We start from the raw sequence: 17,521 nt of genomic DNA on the forward strand, positions 1-17,521 counted from the left end.
CAGTACCACAGCGCATTGGTAAACTGCGCGCCATGATTACCTTATCGAATGTTCAATTGCAGCGCGGCGGAAAGCCGTTGCTCGACAACGCCTCCGCAACCCTGTACCCCGGCGAACGCATTGCCGTCATCGGGGCCAATGGCAGCGGCAAGTCCACTTTGTTTCAGGTGCTTCAGGGCGAACAGAGTCTTGATGGTGGCACCGCCCGAGTGCCGGCGAACTGGCGCGTCGCTCACATGGCGCAGGAGGTCGATGCCGTTGAACGTCTGGCGCTCGATTTCGTGCTAGACGGCGATGGGCATCTGCGCGAACTGGAAACTGAACTGGCCACCGCCCAGGCAGCCCACGATGACGACCGGGTCGCTCATGCTCTGGGCGCGCTCGATACCTACAAGGCGTTTGAAAAGCAATCTGAAGCGGAACAGCTGCTGATGGGGCTCGGCTTTGTCGTCACCGATTTCGCCCGACCCGTGTCGGATTTCTCGGGTGGCTGGCGTGTTCGGCTCAACCTGGCTCGCGCCCTGATGTCACCCGCCGATCTGTTGCTGCTCGACGAACCAACCAACCACCTTGATCTGCATACCTGCTACTGGCTCGAACGCTGGTTACAACGTTACCCCGGTACCCTGCTGCTCATTTCGCACGACCGGGATTTTATGGACGGTGTAGCAACTCAGGTACTCAGCCTGGAACAACAGCAGCTCACACTGTATCGAGGCAACTACAGCCAGTTTGAGCGTCAGCGCAGCGAACGATTGCGCCTGCAGCAAGCCCAGTATGAAAAGCAACAGGCCCGGGTTGCTGAAATTCAGTCCTTTGTCGACCGGTTCAAGGCCAAGGCCACCAAAGCCAAGCAGGCACAGAGCCGGGTAAAGATGCTCGAGCGGATGACGCTGACCGCACCGGCGCATGTCGACAATGGCTATGACCTGTCGATCCCGTGTTACGACAAATTCTCCGACCCTCTGCTCAGCCTCAGTGAAGTCAGCCTCGGTTACGGCGAGCATACGGTCATTAGCAATGTCGAGCTCACGCTGCATCCGGGCATGAGGGTGGGTTTGCTTGGCTTGAACGGCGCGGGCAAATCAACCCTGGTTAAGGCGCTGGCGGGCACCCTGGAACCCCAAGCAGGCGATATGGTGCGGGGTCAGCACTTGCGCATTGGCTACTTTGCCCAGCATCAGCTGGAGTCTCTCGACAGCCGGGCGAGCCCCATGGAGCACCTGCGTCGGCTCGATCCGACCGTGCGGGAGCAGATCTTCCGCAATTTTGTCGGCCGCTTTGGTTTCACCGGTGAGCGAGCCGACGAACCGGTCGGCCAGTTTTCCGGTGGTGAAAAGGCCCGGGTCGCCCTGGCACTGATCGCCTGGCAGAAACCGAACGTACTCTTGCTCGATGAACCCACCAACCACCTTGACCTTGAAGTGCGTGATTCATTGAACTTTGCATTACAGCAATACGATGGTGCCGTGGTGCTGGTGTCACACGATCGCTACCTGCTGAACAACACCGCTGATACCTTTTGGTGGGTCAATGGCGGCCAGGTCACGGAATACAGCGGCGATCTTGAAGACTACTTTCAGACCCTGCTGAAGCAGCCCGATAAACTCCAGGGGCACTCGGCAGTCAGCGACAAAGAATCATCGGTTGCCGATAAGAAAGCCCTGCGCCAGCAAAAAGCAGCAGAGCGCGAGCGGCTGAAACCGCTGCTGCGACAACTGAAAAAGGTCGAAAACGACCTCGAATTGGCCCAGGCAAAACTGGCAGAGCTTGAAGCCCGGCTCGCCGACACCACCTTATATCAGGACGATCAAAAAGCCACCTTACAGAAGACGCTGCAGGCACAAGCCGAAGGTCGCCAGAACGTCGATGAACTGGAACAGCAATGGCTGACCTTATCAGAGCAAGTGGAAGCGGCAGAGCTATCCACATAATCTGTGGATAAGTCTCTGGACAAGCCTTGGGTAGTTGGCGCAAGCGCCCGGTAAGCGGCCATTGCGCGCACCGGGTGGAAAATGAATCAACACCGCAAATGCTTTTAAAATCAGAACGTTAGGGCGCAGCATCCAGTCAGCATTCGCCGTGAAGTCAGACGGCATGAGTATCTGGCCCAATGTGAATAAAACGCATGGACACGCCGGTTCACCGTCAGAACCGGGCTATTTTACGACCTGGCTATCCCCGATGACCAGGAGGCCTATTTAGGAGAATGTCATGAAGAAAGAAGAAGAACGCAGTTTCGATCCGGTTGCTGATCGTCTGGTGCAGTCACGCAAGGTGCTCATTTGTGAAGAAATCAACCAGTCGATGGCCAAAAAAGTCATAGGACAGTTGTTGGCGATGGCCGATGAGTCCAACGAAGACATCCATCTGTTCATCAACAGCCAGGGCGGTCACGTCGAAGCCGGAGACAGCATTCACGACATCATTCAGTATGTCGATGCGCGCGTAAAAGTGATCGGTACCGGCTACGTGGCCAGCGCCGGCACGCACATCTTCCTCGCGGCGGACAAGGAAGACCGGTATTGCCTGCCCAACACACGCTTTCTGATTCACCAACCCTCAGGCGGCGTAGGCGGCCAGGCGAGCGACATCGCGATTCAGGCCGAACAGATTATTCGCATGCGTGAACGTCTGGCACAGATCATCGCCAACGCGACCGGTCAGCCCATTGAGCGTGTGCGCACAGACATTGAACGCGACCGCTGGATGACTACCACTGAAGCCATTGAGTACGGCATTGTCAGCAAAGTTATTCGGTCATCGAAAGAGATCAGCTAACACCAGCCGGGCAGGCCAGCGAAATAACGTTGGACTGCCATTTTACAGCCACAAAAAAGCCCGGACAGTGCCGGGCTTTTTTTGTTCAATAGCGCAAAAGTTACTTGATTTTGGCTTCTTTGAACATAACGTGCTTGCGAACCACCGGATCAAACTTTTTGAATTCCAGTTTGTCGGGTGAGTTACGCTTGTTCTTGTCTGTAGTGTAGAAGTAGCCAGTGCCAGCGCTGGATACCAACTTGATCTTGTCACGCATGGTTTGGCTCCTTAAATCTTGTCGCCACGGGCACGAACGTCAGCCAGTACGGCCTCGATGCCCTTCTTGTCGATGATGCGCATGCCTTTTGAAGAGACACGCAGTTTTACAAAACGCTTCTCACCCTCTACCCAAAAACGGTGAGTGTGCAGGTTCGGCAGGAACCGACGCTTGGTTTTGACATGTGAGTGGGAAACATTATTCCCGGTTACAGGACGCTTTCCCGTAACTTGGCAAACTCTGGACATTATTAATCGCCTCCGATTCTTCGGTGCCACCGAGGTTAAACATAAACCGATCGACCCCCCGAAATGTATTGGTTCGGTCGTTTCTAACCCCCGATCCGCACTTTTGATCCGGGGCCCGGATAAAATGAGGCGCGATTTATACCAGAACACGCCCCCAAGCTCAAGAGAAAGCGGCGAATAAATGATCTAAACAGGTATTGATACACAAGTTTCGGAGTTCGGTTTGGTTGGGTGGCATTGGCCCGCGCCAGCTCCCGGTGGGCCCTCTGCGGGGTCGGCGTAAATCCATCCCTGGAGCCTAGACCGCAGCATCCCTGCTGCGGACTCCCCCGCAGAGGGTCCACCGGCAGCTGGCGCTCGTTACGTGCAAACTCCGAAACCGGAGTACTTGACCCTATATCCAGCCACGCTCTGCAAAACTCACCACCACACCGGCACCCACCACCATATGATCCAGCACCCGCACATCGATGGCCCGCAGTGACTCCACCAGCCGGTCCGTAATCTGCCGGTCGGCCTGGCTGGGCTCGGCCACGCCGCTGGGGTGGTTGTGAGCCAGTATGACCGCCGCTGCATTGTGTTTGAGGGCGGTACGCACCACTTCGCGAGGGTACACCGCCGCGCCGTCTATGGTGCCGCTGAACAAAGGCTCGTATTGCAGCACCCGATGCTGATTATCGAGCCAGATGCAGGCGAATACCTCGTGTGGCAGACCGCGCATCTGCGCCAGCAAGTATTGGCGGGTGTCACCCGGCGATGTCAGCGACGGCGAGGTTTTCAGTTCATCCAGCAAATAGCGCCGGCTCATTTCGAGTACGGCCTGCAGCTGCACGAACTTGGCTGAGCCCAACCCCTTGCCCTGACAGAAGCGGGCCTGGTCGGCCGCCAACAGCGTTCCCAGGCTGCCGTAATCGGTCAGTAGCTGGCGCGCCAGATCAACCGCGGTGACGCCGGGCAGGCCGGTGCGAAGAAAGATGGCCAGCAATTCTGCATCGGTCAGGGCGCTGGCCCCGCGTTGCAGCAGTTTCTCTCGAGGCCGGTCTGAAGCCGGCCAGTCCTTGATTGACATAGTAACGTCCTTTTCAGACAGACACTCCCGTCTGCCAGGTGCGAAGCGGGCACTCAAACTGAGCAACCAAGCGCCTCGCTGTGATGAATACCAATCCCTTATGGTATTCTTGCCCTCTATTTTGAGTGGCAGAGCGCGAGCATGCAAACCCCGAATCTGGAGACCCTGGCCGGCAAGCGGATCATTGTCGGCATCACTGGTGGTATTGCCGCGTACAAATCGGCTGAGCTGGTGCGCGAGCTGGTACGGGCTGATGCCGAAGTTCGGGTGGTGATGACCGACGCGGCCCGCGAATTCATCACCCCGCTGACGATGCAGGCGCTCAGCGGAAACCCCGTGCATCACTCATTGCTCGACGAAGCCGCGGAGATGGGCATGGGCCACATCGAACTGGCCCGCTGGGCCGACCTGCTATTGATCGCGCCCGCCACTGCGGACTTTATTGCCCACCTGGCGGCAGGCTCCGGTCACGATTTGCTCAGCACCCTCTGGCTGGCCACTACGGCGCAGCGTGCTCTGGCGCCGGCCATGAACGAAAAAATGTGGCTGAACGCGGCCACCCAGGCCAATGTTGCCCGGTTGCAGCAACTGTACCCCACGCTCGCCTGGTTCGGACCCGACGCCGGTCAGCAAGCCTGCGGAGATGTAGGTCCGGGCCGCATGCTCGAACCCCATAACCTGGCCGAACTGGCAGGCGGTTTGTTCCACAGCGGCAGTTTAACCGGCAAACGGGTGGTGATTACCGCCGGCCCGACCCGTGAGGCCCTGGACCCGGTGCGGTATCTGAGCAACCACAGCAGCGGCAAAATGGGCTTTGCCCTGGCGCAGGCCGCTGCTGAGGCCGGCGCCCGTGTCACGCTCATCGCCGGGCCGGTGCACCTGCCGACACCCGACCGGGTCAGCCGTATAGACGTGATCAGTGCTCAACAAATGTATGACGCCGCTCTCGGTGAGCTGGGGGATGTCGATGTATTCATCGGCACGGCAGCCGTGGCTGACTACAGGCCCGCTGAAGCGGCAAACCAGAAGCTGAAGAAGGTACCCGGCTCCGAACACCTGACGCTGCAGCTGGTTCAAAACCCGGACATCATAGCGACCGTAGCCAGCCACCCGGAGCGCCCGGCTTGCGTGATCGCATTCGCCGCCGAGACCCATGAGGTTGAAGCCTACGCCCGTGCCAAACTGACCCGTAAACAGGTCGACTGGGTCGTCGCCAACGACGTTTCCCGAACGGACATTGCCTTTGGCAGCGACCAGAACGAAATCCTGTTGGTTGGGCGGGAGCGTGAAGAAGCCTTTGGGCCCGCCTCGAAAAGCGCCGTCGCACGCTTTATTATCGCGGCCATTGCCGGACAACACCCGACCTGACAACCAAACCGCTGGAACCCGAACCCTGATGAAAAAACCGCTGAAAATCAAAAAACTCGATGCCCGCCTGGGCGATACCCTGCCATTGCCTCAATACGGGACCGAGGGCTCCGCCGGACTTGATCTGCGCGCCTGCCTGGATGAGCCGCTGACACTGAAACCCGGTCAGACCGAACTGATCGGCACCGGCCTTGCCATTTACGTCGAAGACCCGGCCTACGCCGCAATGATATTGCCGCGCTCCGGGCTCGGTCACAAACATGGCATCGTGCTGGGTAACCTGGTGGGCCTGATCGACAGCGACTATCAGGGGCAACTGATGGTCTCATGCTGGAACCGCAGTGCCACCGAGTTCACCGTTGAGCCCGGTGAGCGCATCGCCCAACTGGTACTGGTACCGGTAGTACAGGCCGATTTCCAGTGGGTAGAAAGCTTCGAGGAAACCGAACGGGGGGCTGGTGGTTTCGGTCACACCGGTCGACATTAGTCGGAATTGTTCAACAAGGCTTAACCTGTCACTGAGCTTGGGCTAAAGTAGCTGAAGGAAGTGAGCGATCACTGCACCCGGTAATGCGCCGGGGCGCAAGGTCGCTCGAATTCACGATGTATTCAACCATCCTCTTTTAAGGAATTGTCTGTGGCGTTACTCGGCAATAAGAAGAACAAACCCAAAGCCAGTGAGAAGGCGACTCCGAGCACCTCAGGCAATGCGGCCAATCGCAGCGTTTTCACCTACCTGCTGGTGCCCATGCTGGCCATTGCCCTGTCGATCGGAGCGTCGGCCTGGTGGGTCATCAACCAGGCCATTGGCCCGGTCAACGAAACTCACCAGCAGCAACTGATCAGCCAGGTTGGAGAGCAGTACGAAGCCTATTTCAACAACGTACTGAGTCAGCACCGTTCACTGATGCAACGTCTGGCCAGCGGTGACCCGTTGATCGAGCTGGTGCAAAGCGCCAGCCGGGCCGAGCTCGATAACGCCGAGGCTCGCCTGGTCAATAACCTGCCTTATGGGCTAGCAGTGCATCTTTTCCCGCTTGGCCAGGCGTCACAACAACCGGAAGCTATGCCGCCGCTCGCCTTTGCCGGCATGGACATGATCCAGCGCACGGAGCAGGGACAAAACCTGCCCTGGGAGGCCCATCAGGTAAACGGTGAACCCTACCTGCATTCAGTCATCGCGATCCGCAACGGAACGGGCACTCTGATCGGCACACTCAGCGTCAGTCAGGACATGGCCTACCTGGAAGAGTCTCTGAACGGTATCAACAGCAACCAGGGTAACGTTGTGGTGGTGCAACAGTTTCAGGGCGGTGGCCAACAAACCCTGCTGACCTACGGGGTGAAAACCTCGAACCCGGTGCGCACCCTGCGCTCGGATAACCCGAACTGGTCGCTGACCTTCCAGCCCTCGGATGAACTGGCGCAATCGACCGTGTTTGCCGCGACCAACCTGTGGGCAACCTTCGGTCTGATTTTCGCCATTGCACTGGCCTCACTGTTGGTTGCTGCAAACCGGTTGCAATCAGCCATGCGACACGACGCGAACCTGTTCGCCCGCTTTATTCAGCGTGTACTGAGTAATCAGTCGGTTGACAACCAACCCTACCGCCTGGGTCTGTTTAACTCCCTGGCGAAAAGCGTTAATCGGTTGCGCATGGGCAAGGGGGCTCGCCCCAGCGCGCCCGCCATGGTCTCGCAGGGTGGCCAACCGTTTGCTCAGACGCCACCACCGTTGCCCCAGGCCGAAGAAGTCGACAGTGATTTCGACGTCAGCATGCTCGAAAGCGACGACGACCTGCTGGGTATGGATTCCCCCGCTCCCATGCAAATGGGCCACAGCTCTCCCGTGTCGGCCGAGATATTCCGGGCGTACGACATTCGCGGCATAATGGGTGAAACCCTCGACAGTGACATCGCCCGCAAGATCGGGCTGGGCATTGGCAGCGAAGCGTTGGACCGGGGCGAACAAACCGTGGTTGTGGCGCGCGATGGCCGACTGTCGAGCCCGGAGCTGAGCAAAGCACTGATTGCCGGACTGACCGCCAGCGGACGCGATGTCATCGACATTGGCGTGGTGCCGACACCACTGGCTTACTTCGCTACCCACACCCTGGGTACCCCGTCCTGTGTGATGGTCACCGGCAGCCACAACCCCAGCAACTATAATGGCTTCAAAGTCGTACTGGCCAGCAACACCCTGACAACCGACGAAATCATGGGCTTGCACCGGCGCATAGAAGAAGAACGCTTTCACAGCGGCAATGGCACCATCACCAGCAACGAAATCACACCCAGCTACATCAATCGGGTCACTGAAGACGTTAAGGTCTCTCGCCCCCTCAAGGTAGTCATCGATTGCGGTAACGGTGTCGCCGGCAACATCGCGCCCAAGCTGATCAAATCACTCGGTTGCCACGTTCTGCCCCTGTATTGCGACGTCGACGGCAATTTCCCGAATCACCATCCAGACCCGAGCGACCCCAAGAACCTGCAAGACCTGGCCCGTACTGTTATTGAAACCCGCGCCGACATCGGCCTGGCATTCGACGGCGACGGCGACCGCATCGGGCTGGTCACCAACTCGGGCAAGATCATTCCCGCTGACCGTCTGTTGATGCTTCTGGCCAAGGACATCATTACCCGCAACCCGGGTGCGACCGTGATCTACGACGTCAAATGCAGTCGTCGTCTGCAGGGGCTGATTGTCGGATACGGCGGCAAGCCGTTGATGTGGAAAACCGGTCACTCGCACATCAAACGCAAGATGAAAGAAGTCAATGCGTTGCTGGCCGGTGAAATGAGCGGACACATCTTCTACAAGGAGCGCTGGTATGGTTTTGACGACGCGCTCTACACGGCTTGTCGTCTGCTGGAAATCATATCCACACGCAGCGACAACCTGGATGCGCTCTTCGGCAGTTTCCCGGAAGACATCAACACCCCGGAAATGAACATTTCAGCTCCGGACGACCGCAAATTCCGCATTGTCGAGCAACTGCAGCGCAACGCCGCCTTTCCCGGCGGTCGCATCACCGACATCGACGGGTTACGCGTCGACTTCCCGGACGGCTGGGGCCTGGTACGCGCCTCCAATACCTCGCCCAAGCTAGTCTGCCGGTTCGAGGCCGATACCGATCAGGCGCTGTCGCGCATTCAGGATGCCTTCCGCTCGCAACTGGAAGCCGTTGACAGCCAGTTACAGATTCCCTTTTAATGCGCCGTTTTCTGGAAAGGGCCGGGCAGGTCGAGTAACCCGACGCCTGGCCATCCTGCCCCGGACTGGTAACACCGACCACGCCGGGACACCCACTACCGGACGGGCTCCACTTTCCTGTCATCACCGCCCAGACAGTTATCAGTAGGTCATATCATGCCGCTCGATCGTAAAACCGCTTTGAACTTTGTGAACGTCCTGCACGAAGCCCTGCCGTACCTGCAGAAGTTTCAGGGTGCCACCGTGGTCATCAAGTACGGCGGCAACGCCATGGTCGACGACGTCCTCAAAGCCAGCTTTGCGCGCGACATTGTGTTGCTTAAAACCGTGGGTATTAACCCGGTGGTCGTGCACGGCGGCGGACCTCAGATCGGTGAATTACTGGCCAAGCTGAACATTGAAAGCAAGTTCGTTAACGGCATGCGCGTGACCACCAGCGAAACCATGGATGTCGTGGAAATGGTGCTCGGCGGCCTGGTCAACAAAGACATCGTCAACCTGATCAATCAGGCCGGCGGCAAGGCCTTTGGCATAACCGGCAAGGATGGTCATACCATTCAGGCGCGCAAGCTCAAGGTCACCCGAAAGACGCCGGATCTGGATACTTCCGAAATCATCGACATCGGACACGTCGGTGAGGTCGACAAAGTCGATACCCGCCTGATCGAACTGATGACCGAAGGGGGTTACATTCCCGTTGTAGCCCCCATAGGCGTTGGCAAAGATGGCGCTTCCTACAACATCAACGCCGACCTCGTTGCGGGCAAACTGGCCGAAGTGCTGGGCGCCGAAAAACTGATTCTGCTGACCAACATCAGCGGTCTGCAGAACAAAGAAGGCCAGGTACTGACCGGCCTGAGTACAGAACAAGTGGATTCACTGATCGCCGATGGCACCATTTACGGCGGCATGTTGCCCAAAATTCAATGCGCCCTTGAGGCAATTCACAACGGCGTCACCAGCGCCCACATCATCGACGGACGAGTCGCGCACGCAACACTGCTGGAAATATTCTCGAACGAGGGCGTTGGCACACTGATCACTAACGACGCCGACATTCTCGACCAGACGCAGATGGAACCCTCATGACCGAAAGTAATACCCAGGAAGGCTTGTCGCGCCGCGATCAGATCCTGCAAGCGCTGGCCCACATGCTGGAAATCAGCCCGGGCAAAACCATCACCACCGCGCGCCTGGCCAAGGCCGTTGGTGTCTCGGAAGCGGCGCTGTACCGGCACTTCCCGAGCAAGGCAAAAATGTTCGAAGGGCTGATCGAGTTTATCGAGGAAACCCTGTTTTCCCGCGTCAGTCGAATTCTGCAAGAAGAAACCCGGGCGATGGCCCAGTGCGAGGCCGTGCTAACCCTGTTGCTGCATTTCGCCGAACGTAACCCGGGTATGTGCCGCATCCTGATCGGCGATGCCCTGGCAGGGGAAGTAGAGCGCCTGCGCTCCCGCGTGGCCCAGGTGTTCGATCGCCTGGAAACCCAGATCAAGCAAATCATTCGGGAAGCCGAGCTGCGTGAAGGCCTGCGTACTGAAATGACCGCCACCCAAACGGCCAACCTGTTATTGAGCGTTGCGGAAGGGCGGATCAATCAATTCGTACGCAGCGAGTTCAAACGCAAACCCACCCAGGACTGGGAAGCCCAGTGGCGGGTATTGACGGTGGCGGTGTTCAAGTAAACGTTCGCGCTAACAGGAGTTTGCACCGGCACCAGTGTGCCGGTGGTTCAATTCATGCCGCGCACTGCAACCAAGTTTTGTGCATGACCGACTAGCCGGATCAAAACCGGATTTTCAGACCGGTACCAATCCGCGTGTTGTTGCCCGCGCTTTCCTCCGGCAGAAAGACCTCGCCAAAGTTATAGGCACTGACCTGATTGGTGAAACGAATCTCATGCATAGCTGCAAACATCAGCTGAGTTTCATCAATGGTGTCCGCGTCGTTCTCCTGAGCGGCGTAACCACCGGTCAACCGAAGCCGGGTATTCCAACGGGATATATCCAGAGGCATCTCGGCAAAACCCAGAAAACTGGTGCCGTTCAAGTCCTGGTCGGCATTGCCGGCAAACTGTAACAGGCCACCCACGGTGATTTCATTCAAATAATACTCACCCACCAGACGGAATAACTGGGTACTGCCATTGGATCCGTTCACTTCAAACGCACCCGATACACTGAACGCATTTTGAGCCATGGTGGCAGCCAGTGAAATGCCGGTTTCACCATTGGGGTTCTGGGCTGGCAAGACAGCACCATCGAAACTCAGGCCGTTACCAAGATCATTGCTGGTAAAATTAATGCCCGCATTGTAACCCTCGAATTTCGCACCGGTAGGCAGGGAGGCTCCGGGGGTTAACATCCCATCACCCAAAATCAGCGAAAAATCGAGAGGGTCCTCTTCCATCAAGTTCAGGTAAGACTGGGTTTTTGTCAGCGGCGTTGGCCCACCGAATATGCGAAGGGTACCAAAATCACCTTCAAGACCTGCATGACCCTTCCAGACAGCTGGCGTCCCCCCCTCTACGATATTGGCATAGAAACGGGCGTCAAAAATCGCGCTGATGGATGAATCTATCTCGCTGTCGCCGCGAAACCCAAAATGGGACAAGCTGCTGTCAATGCCCAGACTGGTACCGGCATCGTTATTGTTGACGAAGGTATTGGCATTCGCCGCGCCGTATATCGTGGTTGCTGCCTGAGAGGCAGAGGCAACACCCAACGCCAAAACCGGGACTGTCCACAAAGCTTTCATAAAAACTCCTTATCTGTTGTTTATTTTGCCCAGCATACCCACTCAGAGTCTCCGATTCTGAGAGCCAGGTCAAAGCAGCGAAACCTGTCGATTTGACTATACTATAGACACGTTTCCAACTTTGAACTGCAGCTATGGATAACTGGATCAGTCACTACCAACAACTCCCCCATGCCGACCAGCGCGCGCAGTTCCTCAGTACCCTGGTGCATCACTATACGGAAGTGTTCGACGCCACCCAAAGCGGCTTTCTGCTGCTGGATGGCCAGTTGAACATCTTGTCTCACAACCAACTGGCTGAGACCCTGTTTGGCTTTGTACCCGAGCCCGGCCGGCCAATGCCCCAACCGGGAGACCTGTTTGAGCCAGATGAATCCGGCACCGGAGAGCAACACGACTGCATACTGCAACGCGCCTTGCTGGAAGATCGGCCCCTGTCACATGTGCAGACTGTGCGCCGCAATGGCGAGCGGCACTGGCTGCGCCTGACGGCCATTCCCGTTACCCTGATGGCTGAATCCCAAGTGTTGGTGGTGGTTCAGGACGTCAGCGCTGAACAGCGGCTGCAACAGGATGTCCTGAATCACGAGCAGGCGTTGGAGCAAGCCCGCACGCGCGACTCCCTGACCGGTTTGTTCAACCGGCGTTACATTCTCGATGAACTCGGGCAATTAAATGCCCTGGCCAAACGTTACCGGTCCCGTTTCTGCATTGCCCTGATTGATCTCGATCACTTCAAAGGCGTCAATGACACCTACGGCCATGCCGTTGCCGACACGGTATTGCGCACCCTGGGTAATCTGATTCAAGAAGAGCTGCGAGACGCGGATATCACCGCCCGCTATGGCGAGGAGGAATTCATGGTGCTGATGCCCGAAACCGGTATTGATGCCGGCATCAGCACCCTCGACCGCTTGCGTCAACGCTTCAGCGAAACCCGGGTGCCGGGCATTAAACGGTCGCTGACCCTGAGCGCCGGAGTGATTGAGTGGCAGCCGGGACTATCGCTTGAGCAACTGGTGTTCAAGACCGACCAGCGCCTGGCCATGGCCAAGTACGCTGGCCGCAACCAGGTGTGCGGGGATCTTTAGCAGGCGAATAAAATTCTGCGAATTTCAACAGCCTGTTAGCTCGCTGAATCGGTTGTCAGCGACTTGAACTCGGCATTGCGACGCAAACCCTTGAACGAATCGTCGGTTTTCGCTTCATCGCGATACGACGGGGTCAGATTGATCGCCTTCTCCAGGTATTCCATGGCCACGGTCGGTTCATCGCTCTGCGCATAGGCGCAGGCCATTTGATAGTAAGCGTGAGCATGGTCCGGATCGATATCCAGAGCTTGCTGACTGAGGTTGATCGCCCACTTGGTCTCGTCGATTTCCAGCGCAGCGTCCGCTTTGTAGGTCAGCGCCTCGGTGTCGAAAGGTCGCAGTGTCAGAATCTGATCGTACATCTGGATCTTGCTGTGCGGGTTGGTTTCCTGGCTGGCCCGCAGCCACAACGAATGCGTTTCGTTGGTTTTTTCAATCTCTTCCCGGTTTTCCTCGATAACCTGCGACTTTTGCTTCAGGTTACGCTCCAGTGCCTTCAGCCGTTTCTCATAAGACGCCACCAGCTTGGACACTTCGCGGTCGGCATAAGTGTGGGCCTTCTCCTTGATATCACGGATGTTGGCGTAGCCAACCACCACTAACAGAGACGTTACACCGGCGATCAGGTAGAAGAAGTAGGTGACGGTATTAACGGAGTAGGTGACAGACTGGGTGGCCAGCTCCAGTTGCCTGGCATTGAGTTTATCGGAATATTCCACCCGAAAATTGGCCATATCGAGCCGCAACTGGCGCACTTCATCCAGCAGGTAGCGTTCAATAAAGGGGTTGTACATGGCTTCGTCGAGCTCTTCAAAGGCTTCAACGACGTCGTCTTCGGTGTAAGTATCGGCGGCCGAGGGCAGCCGGTCGGCGGGCTCACCCCAGGCTGGCAACGCCAGCACTGAGATGAAGATCAGGGAAACTAGCCTGGTCAGGCTACGCATTGGCTTTTGTCCTGTTTCGTCGGTTCGATCAGCGTTTCGTGCAGCAGCTTCAATGCCGCCTCATACTGATCGTCCTCGACTACAAGACGAATGTCTACCTGTCGCATGCCCTGATGGATCGCCAAGACACTGATGTTGTTGTCAGCCAGTGCCTGACTGATGCGAGCCAGAATGCCCGGCACGTTCATGTCACTGCCGATCACCGAGACCATGGAGATCTTGCGGCTGGAAATATCAGCCCCCGGATAATAACGCTCAAGACGCGACTTGATGCGCTTGATCACCTTAAGACCCGTATCCAGGTACATGGTAACGGTGTTGGCGTTGTGTTCTTTGGCCAACATCGGTACTTCGAAGTCCTGCACCAGCTTCTGAATCTCCAGGAACTGATTCGGCTCGCCGACCATGTCCTGATCAAACACATCCAGTGCAAAAATATGCGGCTTGCCGGCCACAATTTCGACGCACGGCTTTTCACTGCGATAATCGTTGGTGATCAGCGTACCGTCGTGGTCCGGCTCAAAGGTGTTTTTGACCCGCAGCGCGATGCCTTTCTGGCGCAGACCCTTGGCAGCCTTGGGGTGTATCGCCTCCATACCGATCAAGGACAACTGATCGGCCACATCGTAGTTGGTACGGCCAATAGGCATCACGTTGTCGGCACCCACGACTTTCGGATCGGCGGTCGACAGGTGGTATTCCTTGTGAATCACGGCTTCACGGGCATCGGTCAGCTCAGCCACCTTGCTGAAGGTGATCTCGCTGTAACCGCGGTCAAAGGTCTTCATCAGGCCTTCTTTGCACTGGGTGTAGCCAGTGACAATCGGCATTTCCTGGCTCAGGTCGAAACGGCTGAACGTCTTGTGGATTTTTTCATCCATCATCAGGTTATCCGGCTCGCGCCACCCGGTCAGGTCGACAAAACGGGCATTGATGCCTTCGGCCTGCAGCAGCAAAGCGGTATTGAAAGCACTGTGCGCTTCACCGACACCCGCCAGCATCTCGCGAACCGTTGCCAGATGCTCTTCAATCTGAAAGTGACCGAAAGAACACACTCGCTGCAAATCGAGCAAGCAGCTGCGAATGCCTTCCATCCGTTCCGTAATGAACTGGTCTGCCTGCTTGCGTGTGTGCGGCATTTCAAACATTTTGGCATTCACTTCACGCATGGCTTTGGCGGCATCCGTCAGACGCTCGCTCCATTCCCAGTCGGAATCGTCATTCGCAAACAAAGCATAGACACCCGGCTCCTTGCTCTTCTTGTGCTCCAACAGGAGATTGGTGATACCTGCGTAGGCCGACACCACGAAGATGCGCTGATAGAGCGTCTCCGGGCTGCGGTGAATTTGCACGATGTTATCGCGCACGGCGACGTAGTCGTTCATCGATGTCCCACCGATTTTCTCGACAGTATGCTGTGCCATTAACCTAAAACCTCCTGAGATCTCACCCGACTGGTTGGATGTGCGGCTTCCACTTTCTGCCGCAGCCAGTCTGGCTGATCCTTATTACACTGTATTGATTGCGCGCCGGCGGCGGCGCAATGTCGAACGTAAAACCGACTTCGGGCGTTGATTGCTCACACCCAGCGCTCGAAAACGGTCTTGGGGAGCCAACTCATTGGCAGACTCCTCGATTATAAGACCCCTGGTGGGTTATCGCGCCAGTATCCGGAACAAGCACCCTCATGGGTGCCTGTTTGCCAACCCGTCCTGGGACGGGTTAGCGCATCGGTCACATGGCCGATAACAACAAGGTCAGATCAGCTCGCTTTTGCCTTGGCTTCCGGCAACACCTTGGCGAAAGCTGACTCGAGAATGTCGATACCCTTGTTCAGATCATCCAGAGGAATGGTCAGTGGGCACAGGCATTTAACGACTTCATCCCAGGGGCCACTGGTTTCGACGATCAGACCATTGGCAAAGGCTTCTTTGCAGATCGCGCCGGCGATGTCGCCATCGGCAACGGCGATACCGCGCATCATGCCCCGGCCTTTCAAATGCATCTCAGACTCACCAAACCGTTTGATGATGTCGGTAAAGCGCTTTTCAAGAATGTCAGCACGCTTGGCGATCTCGCCTTCAAAGGCGTTGTCTTTCCAGTATTCTTCCAGCGCAACCCGGGCGGTTACAAACGCCAGGTTGTTACCACGGAAGGTACCGTTATGCTCACCGGGTTCCCACTGGTCGAGCTCGGGGCGCATCAGGGTCACTGCGAATGGCAGACCATAGCCCGAGAGTGACTTCGACAGCGTAACGATGTCTGGCTTCACACCAGCCGGCTCAAAGCTGAAGAAAGTACCGGTACGGCCACAGCCAGCCTGAATATCATCGATGATGAACAACATGTCGTGTTTGCGACACAGGCTTTCCAGCTCTTGCAACCAATCCATACGTGCCGCGTTCAGACCACCTTCGCCCTGAACCGTTTCAACGATCACGGCCGCAGGCACTTCAACACCGCTGCCCGGATCAGTCAGCATCTGGTCGAGCAGTTTCAGGCCCATGAAATCATCGCCTTCATGGCCGTAGTTGTCGTAAGGGATACGGGTTACGTCACCCAGAGATACACCGGCACCGCCGCGCTGGCCCTTGTTGCCAGTCACAGCCTGGGCACCCAGAGTGCAACCATGATACCCGTTGGTGAACGACACAATACCGGCACGGCCTTTAGCCTTACGGGCAATTTTCAATGCAACCTCAACCGCGTTGGTGCCGGTCGGGCCGGTGAACTGAACTTTATAGTTCATGCCACGCGGTTCCATGATGATGTCTTTAAACGCTTGCAGGAAACGCTCTTTGGCATCGGTGTACATATCCAGACCGTGGGTAACCCCGTCGCTGGCAATGTAGTCGATCAGCGGCTTTTTCAGCAGATCGTTGTTGTGGCCGTAGTTCAACGTACCGGCACCGGCCAGAAAATCGATGTAAGACTGGCCGTCACGGTTGGTCAGGCGTGCGTTCTTGGCCGTAGTGAACACGGTCGGAAATGAACGGCAATACGAACGTACTTGTGATTCAACCTGGTTAAAAATATCCATGTTGTGTCTCCAATGCTGTGAATTCAAAAAGGGTTATTTGTTAATACGTTTCAATAGTGTTCGGGAGTCGGGGCGGGCCACGTGTCTCAGCGACGGATGGGCCCGATACGGTATAGCTCCTCAGATTCGTGCTTGCCACCGAAGTGCTGTGCTTTATCAAACAACACGCTGACCTCCAGTTCGGCTTCCCACTCCCGGGCCAGGGATTTGAACAGCCGCTGGGATGGCTCGTTATCCGGCGTAATGGTGGTTTCCAGCCAGGCGACGGTCTTCATCGAATCCCGCGACATCAGGCTCTGGATCATTTTCTTCGCCAGCCCCTTGCCCCGTGCGGCTTCGCCGACAACAACCTGCCACAAAAAGTAGGTATCCGGGCTGCCCGGCTTTATATAGCCCGAAACAAACCCTACCAGTTCCCCATCCAACTCAGCTGCCACGGCGGTATCGCCAAAATGGGTTGTCTGCAACAGGTTGCAGTACAGCGAGTTGGTGTCCAGTGGCGGGCTTTGCTCTACCAGCCGATGAACCGCCAGACCTTCGTCTGACCGGGGCGTTCTCAATGTGATACTCATCGTCAGTTGTTCACCTCGTTTGGCGACCCGTTGGCGGGTCGGGCTCAACGTTAATTATGTATCTAATCTTTAGTATGCGAATCATTTTAACACAAGTACTCCCCTAAAGATCAAGTATGATGGCGACATGGAATTGTGAAACCTTTCGCTTTCTAAAATTTAACTTGTGATGTAATGG

Annotated in this window: 16 protein-coding genes; 8 read left to right on the forward strand and 8 right to left on the reverse strand. The window is 56.7% G+C overall.

The window, feature by feature from the left end; translation table 11 throughout:
- The first annotated feature begins 32 nt into the window (after nt 1–32).
- Both G565_RS0106795 and G565_RS0106800 read left to right on the forward strand, forming a co-directional pair.
- On the forward strand, nt 33–1,934 hold the full coding sequence (locus G565_RS0106795) for an ABC-F family ATP-binding cassette domain-containing protein (protein WP_028670251.1): 1,902 nt from the start codon (nt 33–35) through the stop codon (nt 1,932–1,934).
- A gap of 280 nt (nt 1,935–2,214) precedes the next feature.
- On the forward strand, nt 2,215–2,781 hold the full coding sequence (locus G565_RS0106800) for an ATP-dependent Clp protease proteolytic subunit (RefSeq protein ID WP_028670252.1): 567 nt from the start codon (nt 2,215–2,217) through the stop codon (nt 2,779–2,781).
- A 100-nt stretch (nt 2,782–2,881) separates the two neighbouring features.
- On the opposite strand, the gene rpmG is transcribed toward G565_RS0106800, so the two are convergent.
- The 3 genes from rpmG to radC all read right to left on the reverse strand — a co-directional run bounded on the left by rpmG (nt 2,882) and on the right by radC (nt 4,354).
- Complete coding sequence (gene rpmG / locus G565_RS0106805) at nt 2,882–3,037, reverse strand: 50S ribosomal protein L33 (RefSeq protein WP_028670253.1); 156 nt, start codon at nt 3,035–3,037, stop codon at nt 2,882–2,884.
- A gap of 11 nt (nt 3,038–3,048) precedes the next feature.
- Entirely contained in the window at nt 3,049–3,285 is a 237-nt protein-coding gene (gene rpmB / locus G565_RS0106810; RefSeq protein WP_028670254.1) for a 50S ribosomal protein L28, read from the reverse strand.
- A 394-nt stretch (nt 3,286–3,679) separates the two neighbouring features.
- The gene (gene radC / locus G565_RS0106815) at nt 3,680–4,354 is read right to left on the reverse strand and encodes a RadC family protein (RefSeq protein ID WP_028670255.1); all 675 of its coding nucleotides are present in this window, start codon (nt 4,352–4,354) and stop codon (nt 3,680–3,682) included.
- A 156-nt stretch (nt 4,355–4,510) separates the two neighbouring features.
- Between radC and coaBC the strand changes: the two genes are divergently transcribed.
- The 5 genes from coaBC to slmA all read left to right on the forward strand — a co-directional run bounded on the left by coaBC (nt 4,511) and on the right by slmA (nt 10,624).
- A complete protein-coding gene (gene coaBC / locus G565_RS0106820; protein ID WP_028670256.1) occupies nt 4,511–5,722 on the forward strand; it encodes a bifunctional phosphopantothenoylcysteine decarboxylase/phosphopantothenate--cysteine ligase CoaBC in 1,212 nt (403 codons plus the stop codon).
- Nucleotides 5,723–5,750: 28 nt separating this feature from the next.
- A complete protein-coding gene (gene dut / locus G565_RS0106825; RefSeq protein ID WP_028670257.1) occupies nt 5,751–6,209 on the forward strand; it encodes a dUTP diphosphatase in 459 nt (152 codons plus the stop codon).
- A gap of 150 nt (nt 6,210–6,359) precedes the next feature.
- On the forward strand, nt 6,360–8,939 hold the full coding sequence (locus G565_RS27585) for a phosphomannomutase/phosphoglucomutase (protein WP_051207515.1): 2,580 nt from the start codon (nt 6,360–6,362) through the stop codon (nt 8,937–8,939).
- Between the two features lie 156 nt (nt 8,940–9,095).
- A complete protein-coding gene (gene argB, locus G565_RS0106835) occupies nt 9,096–10,028 on the forward strand; it encodes an acetylglutamate kinase (protein WP_028670258.1) in 933 nt (310 codons plus the stop codon).
- Nucleotides 10,025–10,624 carry a nucleoid occlusion factor SlmA gene (slmA, locus tag G565_RS0106840; protein WP_028670259.1) on the forward strand — a complete coding sequence of 200 codons (600 nt, stop codon included), beginning with the start codon at nt 10,025–10,027 and terminating at the stop codon, nt 10,622–10,624. The genes argB and slmA overlap by 4 nt, the downstream gene beginning before the upstream one ends.
- Before the next feature lie 100 nt (nt 10,625–10,724).
- On the opposite strand, the gene G565_RS0106845 is transcribed toward slmA, so the two are convergent.
- On the reverse strand, nt 10,725–11,696 hold the full coding sequence (locus G565_RS0106845; RefSeq protein ID WP_028670260.1) for a porin family protein: 972 nt from the start codon (nt 11,694–11,696) through the stop codon (nt 10,725–10,727).
- Nucleotides 11,697–11,830: 134 nt separating this feature from the next.
- On the opposite strand from G565_RS0106845, the gene G565_RS25885 reads away from it, so the two are divergent.
- Nucleotides 11,831–12,787, forward strand: a complete 957-nt coding sequence (locus tag G565_RS25885) for a sensor domain-containing diguanylate cyclase (RefSeq protein ID WP_051207517.1) — start codon at nt 11,831–11,833, stop codon at nt 12,785–12,787.
- 35 nt (nt 12,788–12,822) lie between these two features.
- Here G565_RS25885 and G565_RS0106855 read toward each other — a convergent pair whose 3' ends face one another.
- From G565_RS0106855 to ectA, 4 genes are all read right to left on the reverse strand, one after another.
- Entirely contained in the window at nt 12,823–13,731 is a 909-nt protein-coding gene (locus G565_RS0106855) for a tetratricopeptide repeat protein (RefSeq protein WP_037338066.1), read from the reverse strand.
- Nucleotides 13,719–15,155, reverse strand: coding sequence for an aspartate kinase (locus tag G565_RS0106860; RefSeq protein WP_028670262.1), 1,437 nt, complete (start codon nt 15,153–15,155; stop codon nt 13,719–13,721). Before G565_RS0106860 ends, G565_RS0106855 begins: the two co-directional genes overlap by 13 nt.
- 338 nt (nt 15,156–15,493) lie before the next feature.
- Entirely contained in the window at nt 15,494–16,771 is a 1,278-nt protein-coding gene (gene ectB / locus G565_RS0106865; protein ID WP_028670263.1) for a diaminobutyrate--2-oxoglutarate transaminase, read from the reverse strand.
- A gap of 86 nt (nt 16,772–16,857) precedes the next feature.
- Nucleotides 16,858–17,343, reverse strand: coding sequence for a diaminobutyrate acetyltransferase (ectA, locus tag G565_RS0106870; RefSeq protein WP_037338077.1), 486 nt, complete (start codon nt 17,341–17,343; stop codon nt 16,858–16,860).
- Nucleotides 17,344–17,521: the final 178 nt, after the last annotated feature.

Origin of the sequence: Saccharospirillum impatiens DSM 12546 (assembly GCF_000423605.1) — a bacterium.
In the GTDB taxonomy this organism is placed as follows: domain Bacteria; phylum Pseudomonadota; class Gammaproteobacteria; order Pseudomonadales; family Natronospirillaceae; genus Saccharospirillum; species Saccharospirillum impatiens.

Excerpts from the sequence above, each read along its gene's own strand:
- dut (WP_028670257.1), top strand. The coding sequence starts at position 5,751 with ATGAAAAAACCGCTGAAAATCAAAAAACTCGATGCCCGCCTGGGCGAT.
- radC (WP_028670255.1), bottom strand. The coding sequence starts at position 4,354 with ATGTCAATCAAGGACTGGCCGGCTTCAGACCGGCCTCGAGAGAAACTG.
- G565_RS25885 (WP_051207517.1), top strand. The coding sequence starts at position 11,831 with ATGGATAACTGGATCAGTCACTACCAACAACTCCCCCATGCCGACCAG.
- argB (WP_028670258.1), top strand. The coding sequence starts at position 9,096 with ATGCCGCTCGATCGTAAAACCGCTTTGAACTTTGTGAACGTCCTGCAC.
- ectA (WP_037338077.1), bottom strand. The coding sequence starts at position 17,343 with ATGAGTATCACATTGAGAACGCCCCGGTCAGACGAAGGTCTGGCGGTT.
- G565_RS0106845 (WP_028670260.1), bottom strand. The coding sequence starts at position 11,696 with ATGAAAGCTTTGTGGACAGTCCCGGTTTTGGCGTTGGGTGTTGCCTCT.
- rpmG (WP_028670253.1), bottom strand. The coding sequence starts at position 3,037 with ATGCGTGACAAGATCAAGTTGGTATCCAGCGCTGGCACTGGCTACTTC.
- G565_RS0106855 (WP_037338066.1), bottom strand. The coding sequence starts at position 13,731 with ATGCGTAGCCTGACCAGGCTAGTTTCCCTGATCTTCATCTCAGTGCTG.
- ectB (WP_028670263.1), bottom strand. The coding sequence starts at position 16,771 with ATGGATATTTTTAACCAGGTTGAATCACAAGTACGTTCGTATTGCCGT.
- slmA (WP_028670259.1), top strand. The coding sequence starts at position 10,025 with ATGACCGAAAGTAATACCCAGGAAGGCTTGTCGCGCCGCGATCAGATC.
- G565_RS0106795 (WP_028670251.1), top strand. The coding sequence starts at position 33 with ATGATTACCTTATCGAATGTTCAATTGCAGCGCGGCGGAAAGCCGTTG.
- G565_RS0106800 (WP_028670252.1), top strand. The coding sequence starts at position 2,215 with ATGAAGAAAGAAGAAGAACGCAGTTTCGATCCGGTTGCTGATCGTCTG.
- G565_RS0106860 (WP_028670262.1), bottom strand. The coding sequence starts at position 15,155 with ATGGCACAGCATACTGTCGAGAAAATCGGTGGGACATCGATGAACGAC.
- rpmB (WP_028670254.1), bottom strand. The coding sequence starts at position 3,285 with ATGTCCAGAGTTTGCCAAGTTACGGGAAAGCGTCCTGTAACCGGGAAT.